This window comes from Streptomyces sp. NBC_00102 (genome assembly GCF_026343115.1).
GTDB lineage: Bacteria > Actinomycetota > Actinomycetes > Streptomycetales > Streptomycetaceae > Streptomyces.
The window spans coordinates 1,435,965-1,454,136 of record NZ_JAPEMC010000001.1 but is presented as its reverse complement, the minus strand read 5'-3'; the positions used below and the strand labels follow the sequence as shown (position 1 = coordinate 1,454,136).

Here is an 18,172-nt window from a genome sequence, read left to right as displayed (position 1 = left end):
TGTGGCTATGGACAAGCAGCAGGAATTCGTCCTCAGGACGCTTGAGGAACGTGACATCCGGTTCGTACGACTGTGGTTCACCGATGTCCTCGGGTTCCTCAAGTCCGTGGCCGTGGCACCGGCCGAGCTGGAACAGGCCTTCGACGAGGGCATCGGCTTCGACGGTTCGGCGATCGAGGGCTTCGCCCGCGTATACGAGTCGGACATGATCGCCAAGCCGGACCCTGGCACCTTCCAGATCCTGCCCTGGCGCGCGGAGGCCCCCGGCACCGCCCGCATGTTCTGCGACATCCTGATGCCCGACGGATCGCCGTCCTTCGCGGACCCCCGCTTCGTCCTCAAGCGCATCCTCGCCAAGACGTCCGACCTCGGCTTCACCTTCTACACCCACCCCGAGATCGAGTTCTTCCTGCTGAAGGACAAGCCGGTCGACGGCACCCGGCCCACCCCGGCCGACAGCTCCGGCTACTTCGACCACACCCCGCAGAACGTCGGCATGGACTTCCGCCGCCAGGCGATCACCATGCTCGAATCGATGGGTATCTCCGTCGAGTTCAGCCACCACGAGGGCGCCCCCGGCCAGCAGGAGATCGACCTCCGGTACGCCGACGCGCTCTCCACCGCCGACAACATCATGACGTTCCGCCTCGTGATGAAGCAGGTCGCGCTGGAGCAGGGCGTGCAGGCCACCTTCATGCCGAAGCCCTTCTCGGAGTACCCGGGTTCGGGCATGCACACCCACCTCTCCCTCTTCGAGGGCGACCGCAACGCCTTCTACGAGTCCGGCGCCGAGTACCAGCTCTCCAAGGTCGGCCGCTCCTTCATCGCCGGCCTGCTCCGCCACGCCGCCGAGATCTCCGCCGTCACCAACCAGTGGGTCAACTCCTACAAGCGCATCTGGGGCGGCTCCGCCCGCAGCGCCGGTGCCGGCGGCGAGGCCCCCTCGTACATCTGCTGGGGTCACAACAACCGCTCCGCGCTCATCCGCGTCCCGATGTACAAGCCCGGCAAGAACGGTTCCGCGCGCGTCGAGGTCCGCTCCATCGACTCCGGCGCCAACCCGTACCTCACCTACGCGGTCCTCCTCGCGGCGGGCCTCAAGGGCATCGAGGAGGGATACGAACTCCCGGCCGGCGCCGACGACGACGTGTGGGCCCTCTCCGACTCCGAGCGACGCGCGATGGGCATCGAGCCCCTCCCGCAGAACCTCGGCGAGGCCATCTCCCTGATGGAGAAGAGCGAACTCGTCGCGGAGACTCTCGGCGAGCACGTCTTCGACTTCTTCCTCCGCAACAAGAAGCGCGAATGGGAGGAGTACCGCAGCGAGGTCACCGCCTTCGAGCGCAAGGCCCTGCTGCCGGTGCTGTAGGCGCTGGTCGGAGGTACAGGCAGTAGTTACGACGACGCGGGCGGGTCGCGGTCCACTTCGGACGCGAGCCGCCCGCTGTCATGGCCGGCCGCGGAGCGTGGTGAGCGTCGTGGTGGCTCCCAACCCGACCATCTCGGGCACAGACACAGTCGAGCGATCACGGCGGGGCGTCAAGGTCGTTCGTAGAGAGGCGCGCTCCACGCGACTTTGGGAAGCAGCCGTACCTCAAGCGAGAGCGTGCAGCCTTGTTTCGATATCGGACGCTGGAGACCACACGTACGATCGACCCAATCGTCGCTTCACCAGAAGCCCTCGCTCCTCAAGGCCGATCAAGTCCTGACGGGCAGTTTCGTACACCACGTTGTGGCTACTCATGTGCGATTGAGCAGTGACCGAGGATTCTGGATTCTTCGTCGAATACTCAAGCAGGGCCATCTGTCTGTGATTGAAATGGACCGCAGCACCCGAGATCTTCTTCTGTAGTTCCTTCACCTCGCGTGCCTTATCGGCAAGATAGGCGTGGAGGTTGACGATCGACCGCTGCAGCACCTCCAGCTGATAAAGATGAAAATAGGTGAGATCATTTTCGTCGTCTTCGCTGTGCAGATAGCTGTGGGCGTACTTGACCGGCGCATTCTTGAGAATCTGAGAAATGGCGACAAATTCCGTCAACCAGTATCCCTGATTCAGCATGGCCCAGTAGAAGAGTGCGCGAGCCGTCCGACCGTTACCGTCCTCAAAGGGGTGGTCATATCCAATCATGAAATGAACGGTAATCGCTCGAAGTACGGGTGGTACGTAGCTTCCCTCGTCGAGTTCACCGTTGGCGAATCGGCATAGCCTCTCGATGCGTTCAGGGAGTTCATCGGCCGGTGGGGGCGTGTGCAGCAGAAGGCCATCGTCGGCGAAGACACCGACCCTCTCCTCGCCCGGCAGCTGGAGACGCCCAGACGCTTCTGGATTATCGAGGGTCCCATCGGTCACAATCCGATGGATCTCGCAGATGAGGCCAGGGGTGAGGGGGTGATCCTTGATGTCTCCAAGCATGCGCATGGCCTGGAAGTTATTTACGATCATTCGCTCGTCCCTCGAACGGGGTGCGCGCCCGGCTCGGAGCATCTCCTTGGCCACTCGGCGAGTGGTCGACGCCCCTTCGAGTTGACTGGAATTGATCGCTTCTTCGATCAAGCTGTTTACGAGATATCTGTCGCGCGTGCCGGGATTCGTCACCTGCTCACTGATGGTGATCTTCCCGCTTGCATCACGCGTCACTTGCTCCAATGATCTGAGTGTGCGATCCGGTAGAGCGAAAGTGAAATGCTTGCCTTGTGAGTCGGTCAGGGGAAGTGTGCGTCGCATTTGGCGGCGCGTGAGCTTGATTGCAGCCCACCACTCTCCATGCGTAAGTCCTTCGGGAGGGTTTTTGAAGCGAATTTTGTCCCAGGGCAAGTATTCATCCGCAGGCCCTGCTCCCGGATTTACGAAGATTCGAGAGATTTTTTCAGAGTTGCCCGACTTGAGGAGTTCCTTGATCAAGGAGTCGGGATCCGGGGGCGGCATCGGGCGCTTCAACGGCTCTCCGTTCACGCACAGGGCGGCGGAGTGCGCTCCGGCCGCCTCGACCTTCTACCAGCAAGCTACTAGTGGCTACTAGATTAGTAGATCCCGAGCCGTTTCCGCAGGCCGCGACAGCGTCGACCTGTCGCTCGCCCGCTCTGTGGATCTACTAACGAACTACTAGTGGGTACCAAATTAGTAGTTCGCGTCGAGCGCGCCCGACGGCTGTCCCGCAACCCTGTCAGACGCCTGCCGTCCGCATGGGCGAGCCGCGGCTGGGCCCCGGGGTGGGGTCGGTTCCTGCCGCCATGCCGACCGAGAGGGACGGTCACCCTCTCCGCTGGGTGAGTCGGCGCGGCCCGGATCGCGGCCAAAGCCTTCGGGGCGGCCGCGGCGAGAGCATCGAGGAGGCGAAATTCCGTCGGGTCGGAGGTCACCGGCCCGAACGAGGGTCGCGGTCCACCTCGGACGCCAGCCGCCCGCTGTCATGGCCGGCGTGCTCGGCGTGCTCGGTGTGCCGACGGGTGGGCCTTATCCGTGACCGCCGCTCCCGCCACGCCCGGTGGGCCACCCGATGATGTCTTCCGTCCGGACGTCGCGCAGCGACGCTCCCTCGAACCTGGCACCGGTGACATCGGTCAGCCCGTGCGGGGGCGCACCCGTGTTCACGCTGCCGAACCGGGCGTCGGTCAGGTCGGTGTCGCGCAAGTCCGCACCTCGTAGATCACATCCGGCCAGGCTGACCCCGCGCAGGGAAGCCCCCCGCAGGTTCGCGCCGGTGAAGTCGCAGAACGTGAACGAACATCCGTCCAGGGTGGCGTGGCGCAGATCGGCCCCGCTGAACGAGCAGCCGCTGAAACGTAGTTGCGACGTGCGAGCCGAAGTGAGGTTCTGGCCGGCGAAGTTCTCGCGGCGCACAGCCGCACGGTGATGGAGTGCGGCAAGTCGTTGTCTCGCGGTCGGTGCCATGGCCATGTGGGTCAGGGTGTCAGTCGGGTGGTGGCCTTCGCCCGGATTTTCCGGTCCGAGTCTGTCAGCCGCTTGTTTCCCTGGCGCCTGTACTCGCTCTGGCCGCCGGTCCGCTCGCGTGTGCGCGTTCGCGAAACCTCATTTCACAAGATCCTCATATTATCCTCGTGATCTCCTCTAGTCTGGCCTCCGCAGTGGCGCGCGTCGACTTCCGGCGCGCAACCAGGCAGGCACGCGCCGACGCGTGGTCCGCGCCGGCTGCCGAGAACGAGAACCCAGGGGGGTGGCATGTCTCTTCGGTATGCGATGAGATCGTCAGGATCGAACGGCGCCCAGGGCATGGGGAACAACATGAGGAAGGGCCGCCGGACCTACGGCGGCCTGGTGGTCGGGCTGGTGGCCCTCGCGATGAGTCTCGCGGGGTGCTCGGACGGGGACCAGGACACGGCCTCGGCCACGGTGAGCACGCTCCCCACGGCTTCAGCTTCGGCCTCTCCGCCCGCTTCGGCGTCCCCGACAGCCACGGCCTCGGCCTCCCCGTCCGCGACTCCCGCCGAGAAGCCGGTCGTCGAGGCGACGGTGGGGAGTTACGGCGGGTGGAACCTCGCGAAGGCCGTGGCGGACGCCCGTGCCCACCACGTGGCCTCGGTGACGTACACGGACGCGAGCGAACTGAGGCGTTCCGTGGTGCACACCTCCAACTGGAAGGTGTGCTCGCAGAGTCCGTCCGCGGGTACGTACAGCACGCCCGCCAAGCTCGCGCTCAGGATCGTGGGGGTGAGCGAGTCCTGCGCGAACCCGCCGAGCGCGTCCTCCGGCAGCAACTCGTCCAGTAGTGGCTCGTCCACCAGCGGCGGCTCGTCCTCGTCCGGCAGCAGCAGCTCCAGCGGGGGTACGTCGAAGAGCAGTGGGACCAGCGGCGGTTCGGGCGGGAGTACGTCCACGAGCGGCGGCTCGACCAGTACGGCGACGTGCAGCATCAAGTCCAACGCGGGCAACTGCTACCGCGCCGGGCAGTTCTGCCGGAGCGCCGACGTGGGCGCGAGCACCACGGACGAGTCCGGGCGGGCGATCACGTGCAGCCTCTCGTCCGGCAGGAACCGTTGGCACTACTGAGTGGTGGCGAGGCGTAGGTCGGGCTGACCGATGTCGGCTCGGTGTCCGAACGCGGCCCGGGGCGGCGGTGGTTTCATCGCAGGCCCCGGGGTCTGCCGTATCGCGCTACGGATGTCTGCCTCGGGAAGCGCAACTTCCTGGCCACCCAGGGAGTCATACCCCCGACACCCGTCCTCCCCACTCGAAGGGCCCTCGCGTGAGACTCCCCGCCCCGCTGCGTACGGCCAACGAGACGCTGGCGTTCTTTCTGGAGATCGTCGCCATCGTCGCCTTCGCCCGCTGGGGATGGCACGCCTCCGGGAACACGGCACTGCGGCTGTTCCTCGCCGTGGCCGTCCCGGGCGTCGCGGCGACGGTGTGGGGGATGTACGCGTCGCCGAAGGCGCGGTACACCCTGCCCGCCGCGGGGGTGGTGGGGGTCAAGGTGCTGGTCTTCGTGTGCGCGGTGGCCGCGTTGTACGACGTCGGCGGGTCCGGGCCGGCCCTGTCGTACGCCGCCGTGGTGGCGGCCAACACGGTGCTGCTGACCCTGGACCGGCGCGCCCGCGCCCGTGCGCCCCTGGCCGGGTGACCTACTCGAAGCCGCGCCCCATCTCGTCCATGACCTCCGCGATCAGCTCGGCCGGCTCGCGGTCCGGGGCCTCCTCGATCCAGGTGCGCATGGCGATCCGCAGCGAGGAGAGGAAACCCGCCGCCAGGATCAGGGGGCGGACCGGGCGGCCGGTGGGGCCGGGGCGGTCGGCGACGGCGTCGGCGAGGTCGCGCTCCAGTGCGGCGTGGTTCGCCAACTGCCGCGCCAGCAGGGAAGAGTGACGCAGAGCGAGGCGGGTGCGGACGGCCCATTCGCGGTTCAGCGGCGGGACCTGCCCCGCGAACTGGAGCATCGCCCCACGCAGGGCGGTCCAGGCGGGCTCGCCGGCGGGGCGCTCGCGCACCAGGCGGACCAGCGCCCTTATCTGCCGCTCCTCCCCGTAGAGGAGGGCGTCCTCCTTGTTGGTGAAGTAGTTGGAGAAGGTTCTGCGCGAGATGCCGGCCGCGTCCGCGACTGCTTCCACCGTGACGTGGTCGAAGCCGTGCTCGACGGTGAGGCGCAGCGTGGCCTCGTGCACCGCCTGGCGGGTGGCTTCCTTCTTGCGCTCCCGCAGTCCCACAGAGTTCTCCATCGGGCCATTGTCGCTTGGCCGTTGATTATTGCGCACGCGGCAAGATTGCCCATGGTGCATGTATGGTGAAGTGTTCCTGTCATTCCGTGCGCGAGGCCGGGGTGCGGGGCGTCTTGCACCGCCGCGCGGCCTGACGCCCTCCGGGGTGAGCCGTGAACACCACTGCTGGGAAGTGGAGTTCACGGGGGCGCGAATCCTGGTCGCCACCTCCGTCGCGTGCGGCCGTCGATGTTCGTCCATCTCCCCACGAAACTCCGGAGGTTGCGCGTGAGCGCAGAAACGGCCACGCCGACCGAAGCCGTGCCGATGACGCACCGCGAGGTGCTGCGGGCGCTGAGCGGTCTGCTTCTCGTGCTCTTCGTCGCCCTGACCAGCAGTACCGTCGTCTCGGTGGCGCTCCCGCAGATCATCGGAGCGCTCAACGGTACGCAGTCCCAGTACACATGGGTGGTCACCGCCACCCTGCTGGCGTCCACGGCCTCCACCCCGATCTGGGGCAAGCTCGCCGACCTCTTCAGCAAGAAGCTGCTGCTGCAGACGGCCATCTGCCTCTTCGTCGTCTCCTCCATCGCCTGCGGATTCGCCCAGTCCACCGGCCAGTTGATCGCCTTCCGGGTCATCCAGGGCCTCGGCATGGGGGCTGTGCAGGTGCTCGTGCAGGTGATCATCGGCGCGATGATCAGCCCCAAGGAGCGCGGCCGGTACAACGGTTACCTCGGCGGGGTCATGGCCGTCGCCACCGTGGGCGGTCCGCTGCTCGGCGGATTCATCACCGACACCTCGTGGCTCGGCTGGCGTTGGTGCTTCTTCATCACCGTGCCGTTCACCCTGGTCGCCTTCGTGATGCTCGCCCGCACCCTGCACCTGGTGGAGAAGCGCCGCCCCGACGCCAAGGTCGACTACCTCGGCGCCTCCCTGATAGCCGCCGGTGTCAGCCTCCTGCTGCTCTGGGTCACCTTCGTCGGCGACGACTTCGACTGGATCTCCTGGCAGTCCGGCGCGATGGTCGCCGGCAGCCTGCTGATCCTCGGTGCGGCCGTCTTCGTGGAGGGCCGGGTCAAAGAGCCCGTCGTACCGCTCCACGTCGTCCGCCGCCGGGACCCCGCGCTCGCCATCGTCGCGAGCCTCGCGGTCGGCATGGCCATGTTCGGCGGGGCGGTCTTCCTCGGCCAGTACTTCCAGACCGGCCGCGGCTACTCGCCGATCCAGTCCGGACTGCTCACCATCCCGCTGATGTTCGGCGTGCTGGTCTCCTCCACCGTCGCGGGCCGGCTCGTCTCGCGCACCGGCAAGGTCAAGCCGTTCATCCTCACCGGCGTCGTCGTCCTCACCCTCGGTTTCCTGGCACTGTCGACCATCGACCACGAGACGAACCTGGTCTTCGTGGGGGCGGGCATGTTCGCGGTCGGCGCCGGTGTCGGCATGTCGATGCAGAACCTCGTGCTGGTCCTCCAGAACACCGTCCCGCTCCGGGAACTCGGCGCGGCCAGCGGCGCGATCACCTTCTTCCGCTCGCTCGGCGGCACCATGGGCGTCTCGGTGCTCGGCGCGGTACTCGCCAGCCAGGTCACCACGAAGATCACCGAAGGGCTGACCAAGCTCGGCATCGATCCGGCCGCCTCCTCCTCGGGCGGCTCCACGCTCAACCTGAAGGCCATGCCGCCCGAGATCCAGGAGGTGGTCCGCGCCGCGTACGGCGACGCGACCGGCCACATCTTCCTCATCGCCGCGTGCATCGCCGTCGTCGGCGTGGTGGCGGCGTCCTTCCTGACGCCGACGAAGCTCCGCGACAGCGTGGACCTCTGACGGCCCGTACCGAAGAGCGCACGCCCGTGCCGGCGCCCCGACCGGCGCGGGCACGGGCGTGTCCGGCCCGCCGGGACTGTTGTACTGTGACCGGACCCCCGCACGGGGGAGCGTCCCCGCACGGGGACCGGGACCGAGGAGGTGAGCCCCCATTACCGCTGCGTCAGGCTGGGTGCTCACCCCGTACGGTCGCGACGTCCACCGGACGTGAGCGAACGAGGAGCGCCCATCGGCTCCCGAAAGGCTCCGCAATGTCCGTTCTGCCTCCGTCGCTCTCCCGCTCCACGATCGTCACCGCGCTCCGTTCCGCCGGCTGTGTCTTCGCCGAGGACGAAGCGGAACTGATCCTCTCCACCGCCTCCTCCCCGGCCGAGACCGCCGCCATGGTCCGGCGCCGCGCGGAGGGACTGCCTCTCGAACACGTCCTGGGCTGGGCCTCGTTCCACGGGATGCGGGTCGCCGTCGACCCGGGCGTTTTCGTGCCCCGCCGCCGCAGCGAGTTCCTCGTCGACCAGGCCGCCGCCACTCTCGGGAACACCTGGCACGGCACCGGGAGCCGCACCGCCACCGTCGCCCGCACCGCCACCGTCACCGCCACCGGGAGCCGCACCGCGCGCACCCCCGTCGTCGTCGACCTCTGCTGCGGCTCCGGCGCCCTCGGTGCCGCGCTCGCCCGGCTCCTCGGCCCGGTGGAACTGCACGCCTGCGACGTCGAACCGGCGGCCGTACGGTGTGCCCGCCGCAACCTCGACGGGGTGGGCCTGGCCCACGAGGGCGATCTCTTCGACGCCCTGCCCGCCGGACTGCGCGGCCGGATCGACGTACTCCTCGCCAACGTGCCGTACGTCCCCACCGGCGACGTACCCCTGCTGCCCGCCGAGGCCCGCGACCACGAACCGCGCGTCGCCCTCGACGGGGGCGAGGACGGGCTGGACGTGATGCGCCGCGTGGTCGCCGCCGCCCCGGGCTGGCTCGCTCCCGGTGGCAGCCTCCTCATGGAGACCAGCGAACGCCAGGCGGACCGGGCGCTCGCCACCGTCCGCGACGGCGGCCTCGACGCCCGGACCGCGACCTCCGACGAACTCTGGGCCACCGTCGTCATCGGCACCCGCCCCCGGTAAAGGCGCCGGCCCCCGCCCCCGGGACGAACTCCCCGGCACGGGGCTACGCTCGAACCCCCACCACACGCGGGGTTCGCGGGGCAGGAGAGCACGGTATGACGACGGTGCCGGTACCGAATCCGGGGCGCAGGAGCAGCACGTTCAGCAGGCTGCTGCGCCACGGTTTCACGGACCCCTCGGGTGCGGAGCGGCTGCTGCAGCTGCCCGCGCTCACTGCCGTGCGGTCGGATCCGGTCCTCGTGGAGGCGCTCGGCGCCTCCGCCGACCCGGACCTGGCGCTGCGGGGGCTCGTACGGATCGTGGAGGCGCAGACGGAGGACGAGCAGCGGCTGCTGCTCGACACCCTGGTGACCGCGAAACCGCTCCGGGACCGGCTGCTCGGCGTCCTCGGCGCCTCCGAGGCCCTCGGCGACCATCTCTCCCGCCACCCGTACGACTGGAAGGAACTGGTCACCTATGAAGCGGCCGACCTGCACCCCGGGGTCCCGGAGTTCGAACGCCACCTCGCCGAGGCCACCGACCCCGACTCGCTGCGCGTCGGATACCGCCGGTGCCTGCTCGCCATAGCGGCCAGGGACGTCTGCGGCACCACCGACCTCGCCCAGACCGCCGCCGAGCTGGCCGACCTCGCGACGGCCACCCTGCGGGCCGCGCTCGCCATCGCGCGCACCGCGGCCCCCGAGGACGCGGCGCTCTGCCGGCTCGCCGTCATCGCCATGGGCAAGTGCGGCGGCCACGAGCTGAACTACGTCTCCGACGTCGACGTGATCTTCGTCGGAGAACCGCTGGAAGCGGAGAACGAGACGGCGGCCATGCGGGCGGCCGGCCGGCTGGCCTCGCACATGATGCGGATCTGCTCGGACACCACCGTCGAGGGCACCATCTGGCCCGTCGACGCCAACCTCCGCCCCGAGGGCCGCAACGGCCCGCTGGTGCGCACCCTCTCCTCCCACCTCGCCTACTACCAGCGGTGGGCCAAGACCTGGGAGTTCCAGGCGCTGCTCAAGGCCCGCCCGGTGGCCGGCGACCCGGAGCTGGGGGCCGCGTACGTGGATGCCGTGGCCCCCCTGGTGTGGCACGCCGCCGACCGGGAGAACTTCGTTCCGGACGTGCAGAAGATGCGCCGCCGGGTCGTCGACAACATCCCCGCCGACCGGGTCGACCGCGAGCTGAAGCTCGGCCCCGGCGGACTGCGCGACGTCGAGTTCGCCGTACAGCTGCTCCAGCTGGTGCACGGCCGCAGCGACGCCTCCCTGCACAGCGGCACCACCCTGGAGGCGCTGCGGGCGCTCGCCGAGGGCGGTTACGTGGGCCGCGCGGACGCCGCCCAGCTCGACGACGCGTACCGCTTCCTGCGCCTCATGGAGCACCGCATCCAGCTCTACCGGCTCCGCCGCACCCATCTCGTCCCCGAGGGCGAGGCCGACCTGCGGCGGCTCGGCCGCTCGCTCGGGCTGCGCACCGACCCGGTGACCGAGCTGAACCGGGCGTGGAAACGGCACGCCTCGGTCGTCCGCAAGCTGCACGAGAAGCTCTTCTACCGCCCGCTGCTGGACGCCGTCGCCCAGCTCGCCCCCGGCGAGAGCAGGCTCTCCGCCAAGGCGGCGGGCACCCGGCTCGAAGCCCTCGGGTACGCCGACCCGGCCGCGGCCCTCCGGCACCTGGAGGCTCTCTCCTCGGGGGTCTCCCGCAAGGCGGCGATCCAGCGGACGCTGCTGCCCGTGCTGCTCGGCTGGTTCGCCGACTCAGCCGACCCGGACGCCGGTCTCCTCGGCTTCCGCCAGGTCTCCGACGCACTCGGCCGTACCCCCTGGTACCTGCGGCTGCTGCGCGACGAGGGTGCCGCGGCCGAGAACCTCGCCCGGGTGCTCTCCGCCGGGCGGCTCGCTCCGGACCTGCTGATGCGGGCGCCGGAGGCGGTCGCGATCCTCGGCGACCCGGGGGGCCTCCGCCCGCGCACCAGGGAGCACCTGGACCAGGAGGTGCTGGCCGCCGTCGGCCGGGCGCCCGACGCGGAGTCCGCGGTGGCCGTCGTGCGCGGCGTGCGCCGGCGCGAACTCTTCCGCACGACGGCGGCGGACCTCATCGGCAGTTACGGCACCGAGGAGAACCCCGCCGAGCCCGACCACGGCGCCCTCGCCGACCGGATCGGCTCCGCCGTCACCGACCTCAACGCCGCCACCCTGGCCGGCGCCCTGCGCGCCGCCGTCCGCGCCCAGTGGGGCGACACCCTGCCGACCCGGTTCGCCGTCATCGGGATGGGCCGCTTCGGCGGGCACGAGCTGGGCTACGGCTCCGACGCCGACGTGCTCTTCGTGCACGCCCCGCGCGAGGGGGTGAGCGACGAGGAGGCCGCCCGCGCCGCCAACACGGTGATCGCCGAGATGCGCAGGCTCCTGCAGCTGCCCACCGCCGACCCGCCGCTGCTGATCGACGCCGACCTGCGGCCCGAGGGCAAGAGCGGCCCGATGGTCCGCTCCCTCAAGTCGTACGAGGCGTACTACCGGCGCTGGTCTCTCGTCTGGGAGAGCCAGGCCCTGCTGCGCGCCGAACCGGTGGCCGGCGACGAGGAGCTCGGACGCGCCTTCATCGACGTGATCGACCCGCTCCGCTACCCGGCGGAGGGACTCGGTGACGACGCGGTGCGCGAGATCCGCCGTCTCAAGGCCCGGATGGAGTCCGAACGCCTGCCGCGCGGCGCCGACCCCACGCTCCACACCAAGCTCGGCCGGGGCGGCCTCAGCGACGTGGAGTGGACGGTCCAGCTGATGCAGATGCAGCACGGCTGGGCCGAGCCCGGACTCCGTACGACCAGGACCCGCGAGGCGCTGGCGGCGGCCCGTGCGGCGGGGCTGATCCCGGCCGAGGACGCGGCCGTGCTGGACGAGGCCTGGGTACTGGCCACCAGGGTCCGCAACGCCGTGATGCTGGTGCGCGGGCGCCCGGGGGACACCTTCCCGTCCGCACCCCGCGAGCTCGCCGCGGTCGGCCGCTACCTCGGCTACGAACCCGGCAACGCGGGAACCATGCTCGACGACTACCGGCGCATCACGCGCCGGGCACGCGCGGTGGTGGACGAGCGGTTCTACGGGGCCTGAGAGCGAGGGCCGAGCGCGGGCGTGAGCCGGGCGTGCGGGACTATCCGCACGAGCCGCTGCGCCCCGTACACGCCCCTCAGCGGCGTCCCGGTGCTCCCGGTGTCTCCGTCGCCGCCGTGCCCGTCGGAGCCGGTACGGGCGTGGCGGCGGGCTTGGTCACGGGCGTGGCGGCGGGCTTGGTGCCCGGCTCCGCGGCGGAAGCGTCCCGGGCCGCCGGGGAGGCGGCGGCCCACCCCGGGGCGCGGACCGCGGCGAACCTGCCCCGGGCCGTACCGAGTCCCACGAGCCGGGTCCGCAAGGGGGTGCGTGGCGGCTCGACCCGGCGGGCCAGGCGGTGGGGGAGCGTGCCGTACACGACGTACGCGACGGCGAAGCCGAAGCTCAGGCAGACCATCCCGCCCACCGCGTCCAGCCAGAAGTGGTTGGCCGTCGACACGATCACCACCAGGGTGGCGACCGGGTAGAGCAGCCCCAGCACACGGACCCAGGGCACCGAGGCGAGCGCGAAGATCGTCAGCCCGCACCAGAGCGACCAGCCGATGTGCATCGACGGCATCGCGGCGTACTGGTTCGACATGTTCTTGAGGTTGCCCGAGGCCATCGAGCCCCAGGTGTGGTGCACCAGAACCGTGTCGACGAAGGTGCCGCCGTTCATGAGCCGGGGTGGCGCCAGCGGGACGAGGTAGTAGCCGAGCAGGGCGACGCCCGTGGTCGCGAAGAGGACCAGTCTGGTCGCCGCGTAACGGCCCGGGTGACTGCGGAACAGCCACACCAGTACCCCGATGGTGACGATGAAGTGCAGTGTCGCGTAGTAGTAGTTCATCGAGACGATGAGCCATGTCACCGAGTTCACCGCGTGGTTGACGCTGTGTTCGAAGCCCGCACCGAGCGTGTTCTCGAAGGACCAGACCCAGTCGGCGTTGCGCAGTGCGGCCGACCGCTGTTCCGGGACGGCGTTGCGCACCAGCGAGTAGAGCCAGTAACTGACCCCGATCAGAAGGACTTCGAACCACAGGCGTGGCCGACGCGGTGACCGCGTTCCACGCAGTCGCGCCGTCAGACCTTTTCTTCCGTGATCGCCCGTGCTGTCCGTCTTGTCCTTGGTGGGTGACGGACAGGCCACCGACGGGCCTTCCTGTGTACTCACCTGAGAATCACCCATGGGCACAGAGTCTGCCAGATACGCCCCCACCGCCCGATCATCCTCCGGTCGGGTTCCGGTCGCACGTCCTGCACCCGGAGGAGGAGGGTGCCATCATCGAGACAGGTGTCAGGCGGGGCCGGGCCCCGCCGCGGTCGAACCGCGCACCACGAGTTCGGGCATGAAGACGAACTCGCTGTGCGGGGCGGGCGTACCGCCGATCTCCTCCAGCAACGTCCGTACCGCGGCCTGCCCCATGGCGGTCACCGGCTGCCGGATGGTGGTCAGCGGCGGGTCCGTGAAGGCTATGAGCGGCGAATCGTCGTAACCGACCACCGAGAGATCGCGCGGCACCTGCCGCGACAGCCGGCGGGCCGCCCGGATCGCGCCCAGCGCCATCATGTCGCTCGCGCACACCACCGCGGTGCAGCCGCGCTCCATCAGCGCCGTGGCCGCCGCCTGGCCGCCCTCCAGCGTGTACAGGGAGTGCTGGATCAGCTCCTCCACCTGCTCCTCGCCCAGACCGAGCTGCTCGCCCATCGTCGCGTGGAAGCCCTCGATCTTGCGGAGCACCGGCACGAAGCGCTTGGGGCCGACCGCGAGGCCGATCTGGGTGTGGCCGAGCGACACCAGATGCGTCACCGCCAGCCGCATCGCCGCCCGGTCGTCCGGCGAGATGAACGGCGCCTGGACCTTCGCGGAGAAACCGTTGACGAGGACGAACGGGACACCCTGTGCCCGCAGCTGCTCGTAACGCCCCATGTCCGCGGAGGTGTCGGCGTGCAGCCCGGAGACGAAGATGATCCCGGACACGCCCCGGTCGACCAGCATCTCGGTCAGCTCGTCCTCGGTGGAGCCGCCGGGCGTCTGGGTCGCCAGCACGGGGGTGTATCCCTGGCGGGTCAGCGCCTGGCCGATCACCTGGGCCAGTGCCGGGAAGATCGGGTTCTCCAGTTCGGGCGTGATCAGGCCGACCAGTCCGGCGCTGCGCCGGCGCAGTCGTACGGGGCGCTCGTACCCGAGGACGTCGAGTGCCGCGAGGACGGATTCACGGGTGGCCGCCGCTACACCGGGTTTGCCGTTCAGGACCCGGCTGACCGTCGCTTCGCTGACCCCCGCCTGAGTTGCGATATCGGCAAGCCGTGCGGTCATGGGGGGGACTGTACCGGGCGCCCCCCGGATTGCCCACAGGGCCCTGGTTTCAGCCTCGTACGCCCTTTCCGTCACCGGCCCCGCGGTCTCGCCGGGGCGTCTTCGGCAACATCTTGCAATTCCTTGCGGACCCGGCTGCGCACCTTGCAGTCCGATGGTCACATCAACCGGAACCCGTGTGTGACCTGCGACAGCAGGGGTATGCACTCCGCGTCAAGCATCGTGACGGCAACCTTGAGGACACGCGCATGTAACGATCGCCGCGTCTTGCAGAAAAGTTCCGCAAGGTCTTTCGGACTTCTTTCATCCTTGTTACGTTCCTGGTCGACCCGGCGCCGCGACGGAGCGGTACGGCAGTTGAAGGAGTTCACATGCGACGTGGCATAACGGCCACCGTCCTGGTCGCGGCCCTGGCGCTCGCGGCGACCGCGTGCGGCAGCGACGACAAGTCCGGCAGCAGCAGCAAGAGCTCGGGCGAGCTCTCCGGCACGGTCACCTGGTGGGACACCTCCAGCGTCGGCAGTGAGGACAAGGTCTTCAAGAAGATCGCCGAAGGCTTCGAGAAGCTGCACCCCAAGGTCGACGTCAAGTACGTCAACGTGCCCTTCGGTGACGCGCAGAACAAGTTCAAGAACGCGGCCCAGGCCGGCACCGGCGCTCCCGACGTGATCCGCTCCGAGGTCGCCTGGACCCCGGACTTCGCGAACCTCGGCTATCTCGCCCCGCTCGACGGAACCCCGGCCCTCCGGGACCAGGACGACTTCCTCAAGCAGGCCGTCGCGTCGACCAAGTACGACGGCAAGACGTACGCCGTGCCGCAGGTCATCGACTCCATGGGCATCTTCTACAACAAGGCGATGTTCGCGAAGGCCGGTGTCGAGGTCCCGACCACGGTCGCCGAGCTGAAGACCGCCTCCGCCGCCATCAAGAAGAAGACCGGCAAGACCGGCCTCTACCTCCGTGGCGACGACGCGTACTACTTCCTCTCCTTCCTGTACGGCGAGGGCGGCGACCTGGTCGACGCCGACACCAAGACCGTCAAGATCGACAGCCCCGAGGCTGTCAAGGCGTTCAAGGTCGTCAAGGACCTGGTCGACTCCGGTGCCGCCAAGACGGACGCCACGGACGGCTGGGACAACATGATGCAGTCGTTCAAGTCCGGCGACGTCGCCATGATGATCAACGGTCCGTGGGCCGTGGCCGACACGCTGACCGGCGACCAGTTCAAGGACGCCTCCAACCTCGGCATCACCAACGTGCCGGCGGGCTCCGTCGCCCAGGGCGCCCCGCAGGGCGGTCACAACCTCGCGGTGTACGCGGGCTCGAAGAACCTCGACGCCTCCTACGCCTTCGTCGACTACATGACCTCCGTCGACGCCCAGGCCACGGCCGCCGGTGAGCTGAACCTGCTCCCGACCCGCACCTCGGCGTACGCCCGCAAGGAGGCCGTCGACAGCGAGATCGTGAACTTCTTCAAGCCGGTCGTCGAGACCTCCGTCGAGCGCCCGTGGATCCCCGAGGGCGGCAGCCTCTTCGCCCCGCTGGTCACGCAGTACACCGAGGTCCTCACCGGTCAGACCACTCCGGAGAAGGCCGCGAAGGACAGCGGCGACGAGTACCGCAAGCTCCTCAAGGGCTGGAAGTAACAGGAAGGTTGGCCGACTGATGGCTGTCCACACCAGCCAGTCGGTGGCAAAGGCCGCGGGCGACGACGTCGCCCGCGGCCGGAGCCGCGCTACTGGTACCCCGACGCCGGGCAAGCTCCGGCGCTCTCTGTCCACGCACTGGTACGCCTGGGTCATGGTGGCCCCGGTGGTGCTCGTCATCGGCGTGATCATCGGCTATCCGCTGGTCCGCGGCATCTGGTTGTCGCTGACCGACGCCAATGAGCGCAACGTGGCGCGTTCCATCGGCGTCAACGAGATCCCCGCGACCTACAAGTTCGTCGGCCTGGACAACTACAAGGACGCGCTCACCGGCGGCGAGTTCACCTCCACGCTCGGCTGGACACTGGTGTGGACGATCGCCTGCGTGAGCATCACGTTCTGCCTCGGCATGGCGCTCGCCAACATCCTGAACCGGCGCATCGTCGGCCGCTCCGCCTACCGCATGGCCCTGATCCTTCCCTGGGCGGTGCCGGGCTTCGTCTCCGTCTTCGCCTGGCGCTTCCTCTTCAACGACCAGCGCGGCATCCTCAACGCGATGCTCGGCGGTGTCGGCATCGATGGCGTCCCCTGGCTGAACGACCCCACCTGGGCGAAGTTCTCCGTGATCGCCGTCAACGTCTGGCTCGGCGTCCCCTTCATGATGGTCGCCCTGCTCGGCGGTCTGCAGTCCATACCCGCGGAGCAGTACGAAGCGGCCGAGATGGACGGTGCCACCGCCTGGCAGCGTTTCCGGCACATCACCGTGCCGGGGCTCGCTCCGGTCTCCACGACGGTGGTCCTGCTCTCCACGATCTGGACCTTCAACATGTTCCCGGTGATCTTCCTGCTCACGCGGGGCGGCCCCGGTGAGTCGACCCAGATCCTCGTCACCCAGGCGTACAAGTTCTCCTTCGAGATCAGCCCGCGCGACTTCGCGCAGTCCTCCACGTGGGGCGTGCTGATCCTCGTCCTCCTCATGATCTTCGCCGCGGTCTACCGGCGAGTGCTCCGCAAGCAGGGAGATGTCTGGTGACCACCCTCACCCCCACCCGAGGGAGTCGGGCCGCACGCAAGCCGCGCCTGCGCGGGCAGCGTTCTCCGCTCGCCTCCGTGGCACTGCACGTCACGCTGATCATCACTTCGGTGATCGCGGTCTTCCCGGTGCTCTGGGTCCTGCTGACCTCGCTGAAGCCGGCCAAGTACGCGACGACGACGGACTTCTTCAAGGACACGACGTTCGTCAACTACACCAACCTGATCAAAGACACCGAGTTCGTCACCTGGTTCGGCAACTCGGTGCTGGTCGCGGGCCTCTCCACGGTCCTCGGCGTCTTCGTCTCCGCCACCACCGGTTACGCGGTCAGCCGCTTCCGCTTCCCCGGCAAGCGCGGACTGATGTGGACCCTGCTGATCACGCAGATGTTCCCGGTCGCGGTCCTGATCGTGCCGATCTACAACATCATGGCGACCCTCGGACTGCTCAACCAGCCCGCCGGCCTCGTGATCACCTACCTCACCATCTCGGTGCCGTTCTGCGCCTGGATGATGAAGGGCTTCTTCGACACGATCCCGCGCGAGATCGACGAGTCCGGACAGGTCGACGGCCTGACCCCGTTCGGCACGTTCTGGCGGCTCGTGCTGCCGCTGGCCAAGCCGGGCCTCGCGGTCACCGCCTTCTACTCCTTCATCACCGCCTGGGGCGAGGTCGCGTACGCCTCCGCGTTCATGGTCGGTGACGAGAACCTCACGCTCGCCGGCGGACTGCAGAAGTTCGTCAACCAGTACGGAGCCCAGTGGGGCCCCATGACCGCCGCGTCGGTCCTCATCGCCATCCCGGCCGCCCTGGTCTTCCTGTTCGCGCAGAAGCACCTGGTCACCGGAATGTCGGCCGGAGCAGTCAAGGGCTGACCGGAGGCGGTGTCCGACCCTGACCCGCGGACACCGCCGAACCGTCACCCACCCCCACGCGTCACCGCATTCGTCACGGCGTCGCCGGACCCTCCCGACCAGGACCCCGGCGCCGCTCCCCACCCA

14 protein-coding genes are annotated in these 18,172 nt (G+C 68.9%); 8 read left to right on the top strand and 6 right to left on the bottom strand.

All coding sequences use genetic code 11. The annotated features are described in order from the left end of the window. Positions 1 to 7: 7 nt before the first annotated feature. On the top strand, positions 8 to 1,369 hold the full coding sequence (glnA, locus tag OHA55_RS06435) for a type I glutamate--ammonia ligase (RefSeq protein ID WP_266703648.1): 1,362 nt from the start codon (positions 8 to 10) through the stop codon (positions 1,367 to 1,369). Between the two features lie 225 nt (positions 1,370 to 1,594). Here glnA and OHA55_RS06430 read toward each other — a convergent pair whose 3' ends face one another. The 3 genes from OHA55_RS06430 to OHA55_RS06420 form a co-directional block, all read right to left on the bottom strand. Continuing rightward, positions 1,595 to 2,905: a Fic family protein gene (locus OHA55_RS06430; RefSeq protein ID WP_266703646.1), complete on the bottom strand. Its 1,311-nt coding sequence runs from the start codon at positions 2,903 to 2,905 to the stop codon at positions 1,595 to 1,597. Between the two features lie 552 nt (positions 2,906 to 3,457). Continuing rightward, positions 3,458 to 3,844: a pentapeptide repeat-containing protein gene (locus OHA55_RS06425; protein WP_266703644.1), complete on the bottom strand. Its 387-nt coding sequence runs from the start codon at positions 3,842 to 3,844 to the stop codon at positions 3,458 to 3,460. A 638-nt stretch (positions 3,845 to 4,482) separates the two neighbouring features. Further along, positions 4,483 to 4,884, bottom strand: coding sequence for a hypothetical protein (locus OHA55_RS06420; RefSeq protein ID WP_266703642.1), 402 nt, complete (start codon positions 4,882 to 4,884; stop codon positions 4,483 to 4,485). 323 nt (positions 4,885 to 5,207) lie between these two features. Between OHA55_RS06420 and OHA55_RS06415 the strand changes: the two genes are divergently transcribed. Next, positions 5,208 to 5,582 carry a YrdB family protein gene (locus OHA55_RS06415; protein ID WP_266703640.1) on the top strand — a complete coding sequence of 125 codons (375 nt, stop codon included), beginning with the start codon at positions 5,208 to 5,210 and terminating at the stop codon, positions 5,580 to 5,582. A gap of 1 nt (position 5,583) precedes the next feature. Here the strand turns inward: OHA55_RS06415 and OHA55_RS06410 are convergent, their stop codons facing one another. Beyond that, complete coding sequence (locus tag OHA55_RS06410; RefSeq protein WP_266703638.1) at positions 5,584 to 6,174, bottom strand: TetR family transcriptional regulator; 591 nt, start codon at positions 6,172 to 6,174, stop codon at positions 5,584 to 5,586. A gap of 306 nt (positions 6,175 to 6,480) precedes the next feature. On the opposite strand from OHA55_RS06410, the gene OHA55_RS06405 reads away from it, so the two are divergent. The 3 genes from OHA55_RS06405 to OHA55_RS06395 all read left to right on the top strand — a co-directional run bounded on the left by OHA55_RS06405 (position 6,481) and on the right by OHA55_RS06395 (position 12,199). Next, the gene (locus OHA55_RS06405) at positions 6,481 to 7,980 is read left to right on the top strand and encodes an MDR family MFS transporter (RefSeq protein ID WP_266710444.1); all 1,500 of its coding nucleotides are present in this window, start codon (positions 6,481 to 6,483) and stop codon (positions 7,978 to 7,980) included. A 251-nt stretch (positions 7,981 to 8,231) separates the two neighbouring features. Continuing rightward, positions 8,232 to 9,101 carry a putative protein N(5)-glutamine methyltransferase gene (locus OHA55_RS06400; RefSeq protein ID WP_266703636.1) on the top strand — a complete coding sequence of 290 codons (870 nt, stop codon included), beginning with the start codon at positions 8,232 to 8,234 and terminating at the stop codon, positions 9,099 to 9,101. Between the two features lie 95 nt (positions 9,102 to 9,196). After that, entirely contained in the window at positions 9,197 to 12,199 is a 3,003-nt protein-coding gene (locus tag OHA55_RS06395) for a bifunctional [glutamine synthetase] adenylyltransferase/[glutamine synthetase]-adenylyl-L-tyrosine phosphorylase (protein ID WP_266703634.1), read from the top strand. Between the two features lie 76 nt (positions 12,200 to 12,275). Here the strand turns inward: OHA55_RS06395 and OHA55_RS06390 are convergent, their stop codons facing one another. After that, positions 12,276 to 13,361: a phosphatase PAP2 family protein gene (locus OHA55_RS06390; protein ID WP_266703632.1), complete on the bottom strand. Its 1,086-nt coding sequence runs from the start codon at positions 13,359 to 13,361 to the stop codon at positions 12,276 to 12,278. 108 nt (positions 13,362 to 13,469) lie between these two features. Continuing rightward, on the bottom strand, positions 13,470 to 14,492 hold the full coding sequence (locus OHA55_RS06385; protein WP_266703630.1) for a LacI family DNA-binding transcriptional regulator: 1,023 nt from the start codon (positions 14,490 to 14,492) through the stop codon (positions 13,470 to 13,472). A gap of 371 nt (positions 14,493 to 14,863) precedes the next feature. Between OHA55_RS06385 and OHA55_RS06380 the strand changes: the two genes are divergently transcribed. From OHA55_RS06380 to OHA55_RS06370, 3 genes are read left to right on the top strand one after another with little or no spacing between them, the layout of a single operon-like run. Beyond that, positions 14,864 to 16,138 (top strand): extracellular solute-binding protein, encoded by a 1,275-nt coding sequence (locus OHA55_RS06380; RefSeq protein WP_266703628.1) that lies wholly within the window; start codon positions 14,864 to 14,866, stop codon positions 16,136 to 16,138. A gap of 19 nt (positions 16,139 to 16,157) precedes the next feature. Then, on the top strand, positions 16,158 to 17,171 hold the full coding sequence (locus OHA55_RS06375; RefSeq protein ID WP_266703626.1) for a carbohydrate ABC transporter permease: 1,014 nt from the start codon (positions 16,158 to 16,160) through the stop codon (positions 17,169 to 17,171). Further along, positions 17,168 to 18,046, top strand: coding sequence for a sugar ABC transporter permease (locus OHA55_RS06370; RefSeq protein ID WP_266703624.1), 879 nt, complete (start codon positions 17,168 to 17,170; stop codon positions 18,044 to 18,046). Before OHA55_RS06375 ends, OHA55_RS06370 begins: the two co-directional genes overlap by 4 nt. Positions 18,047 to 18,172: the final 126 nt, after the last annotated feature.

What these genes read in the sequence shown, in the direction of transcription:
- glnA (WP_266703648.1), top strand. Translation starts at nt 8, where the DNA reads ATGGACAAGCAGCAGGAATTCGTCCTCAGGACGCTTGAGGAACGTGAC.
- OHA55_RS06395 (WP_266703634.1), top strand. Translation starts at nt 9,197, where the DNA reads ATGACGACGGTGCCGGTACCGAATCCGGGGCGCAGGAGCAGCACGTTC.
- OHA55_RS06385 (WP_266703630.1), bottom strand. Translation starts at nt 14,492, where the DNA reads ATGACCGCACGGCTTGCCGATATCGCAACTCAGGCGGGGGTCAGCGAA.
- OHA55_RS06400 (WP_266703636.1), top strand. Translation starts at nt 8,232, where the DNA reads ATGTCCGTTCTGCCTCCGTCGCTCTCCCGCTCCACGATCGTCACCGCG.
- OHA55_RS06390 (WP_266703632.1), bottom strand. Translation starts at nt 13,361, where the DNA reads ATGGGTGATTCTCAGGTGAGTACACAGGAAGGCCCGTCGGTGGCCTGT.
- OHA55_RS06410 (WP_266703638.1), bottom strand. Translation starts at nt 6,174, where the DNA reads ATGGAGAACTCTGTGGGACTGCGGGAGCGCAAGAAGGAAGCCACCCGC.
- OHA55_RS06380 (WP_266703628.1), top strand. Translation starts at nt 14,864, where the DNA reads ATGCGACGTGGCATAACGGCCACCGTCCTGGTCGCGGCCCTGGCGCTC.
- OHA55_RS06405 (WP_266710444.1), top strand. Translation starts at nt 6,481, where the DNA reads ATGACGCACCGCGAGGTGCTGCGGGCGCTGAGCGGTCTGCTTCTCGTG.
- OHA55_RS06375 (WP_266703626.1), top strand. Translation starts at nt 16,158, where the DNA reads ATGGCTGTCCACACCAGCCAGTCGGTGGCAAAGGCCGCGGGCGACGAC.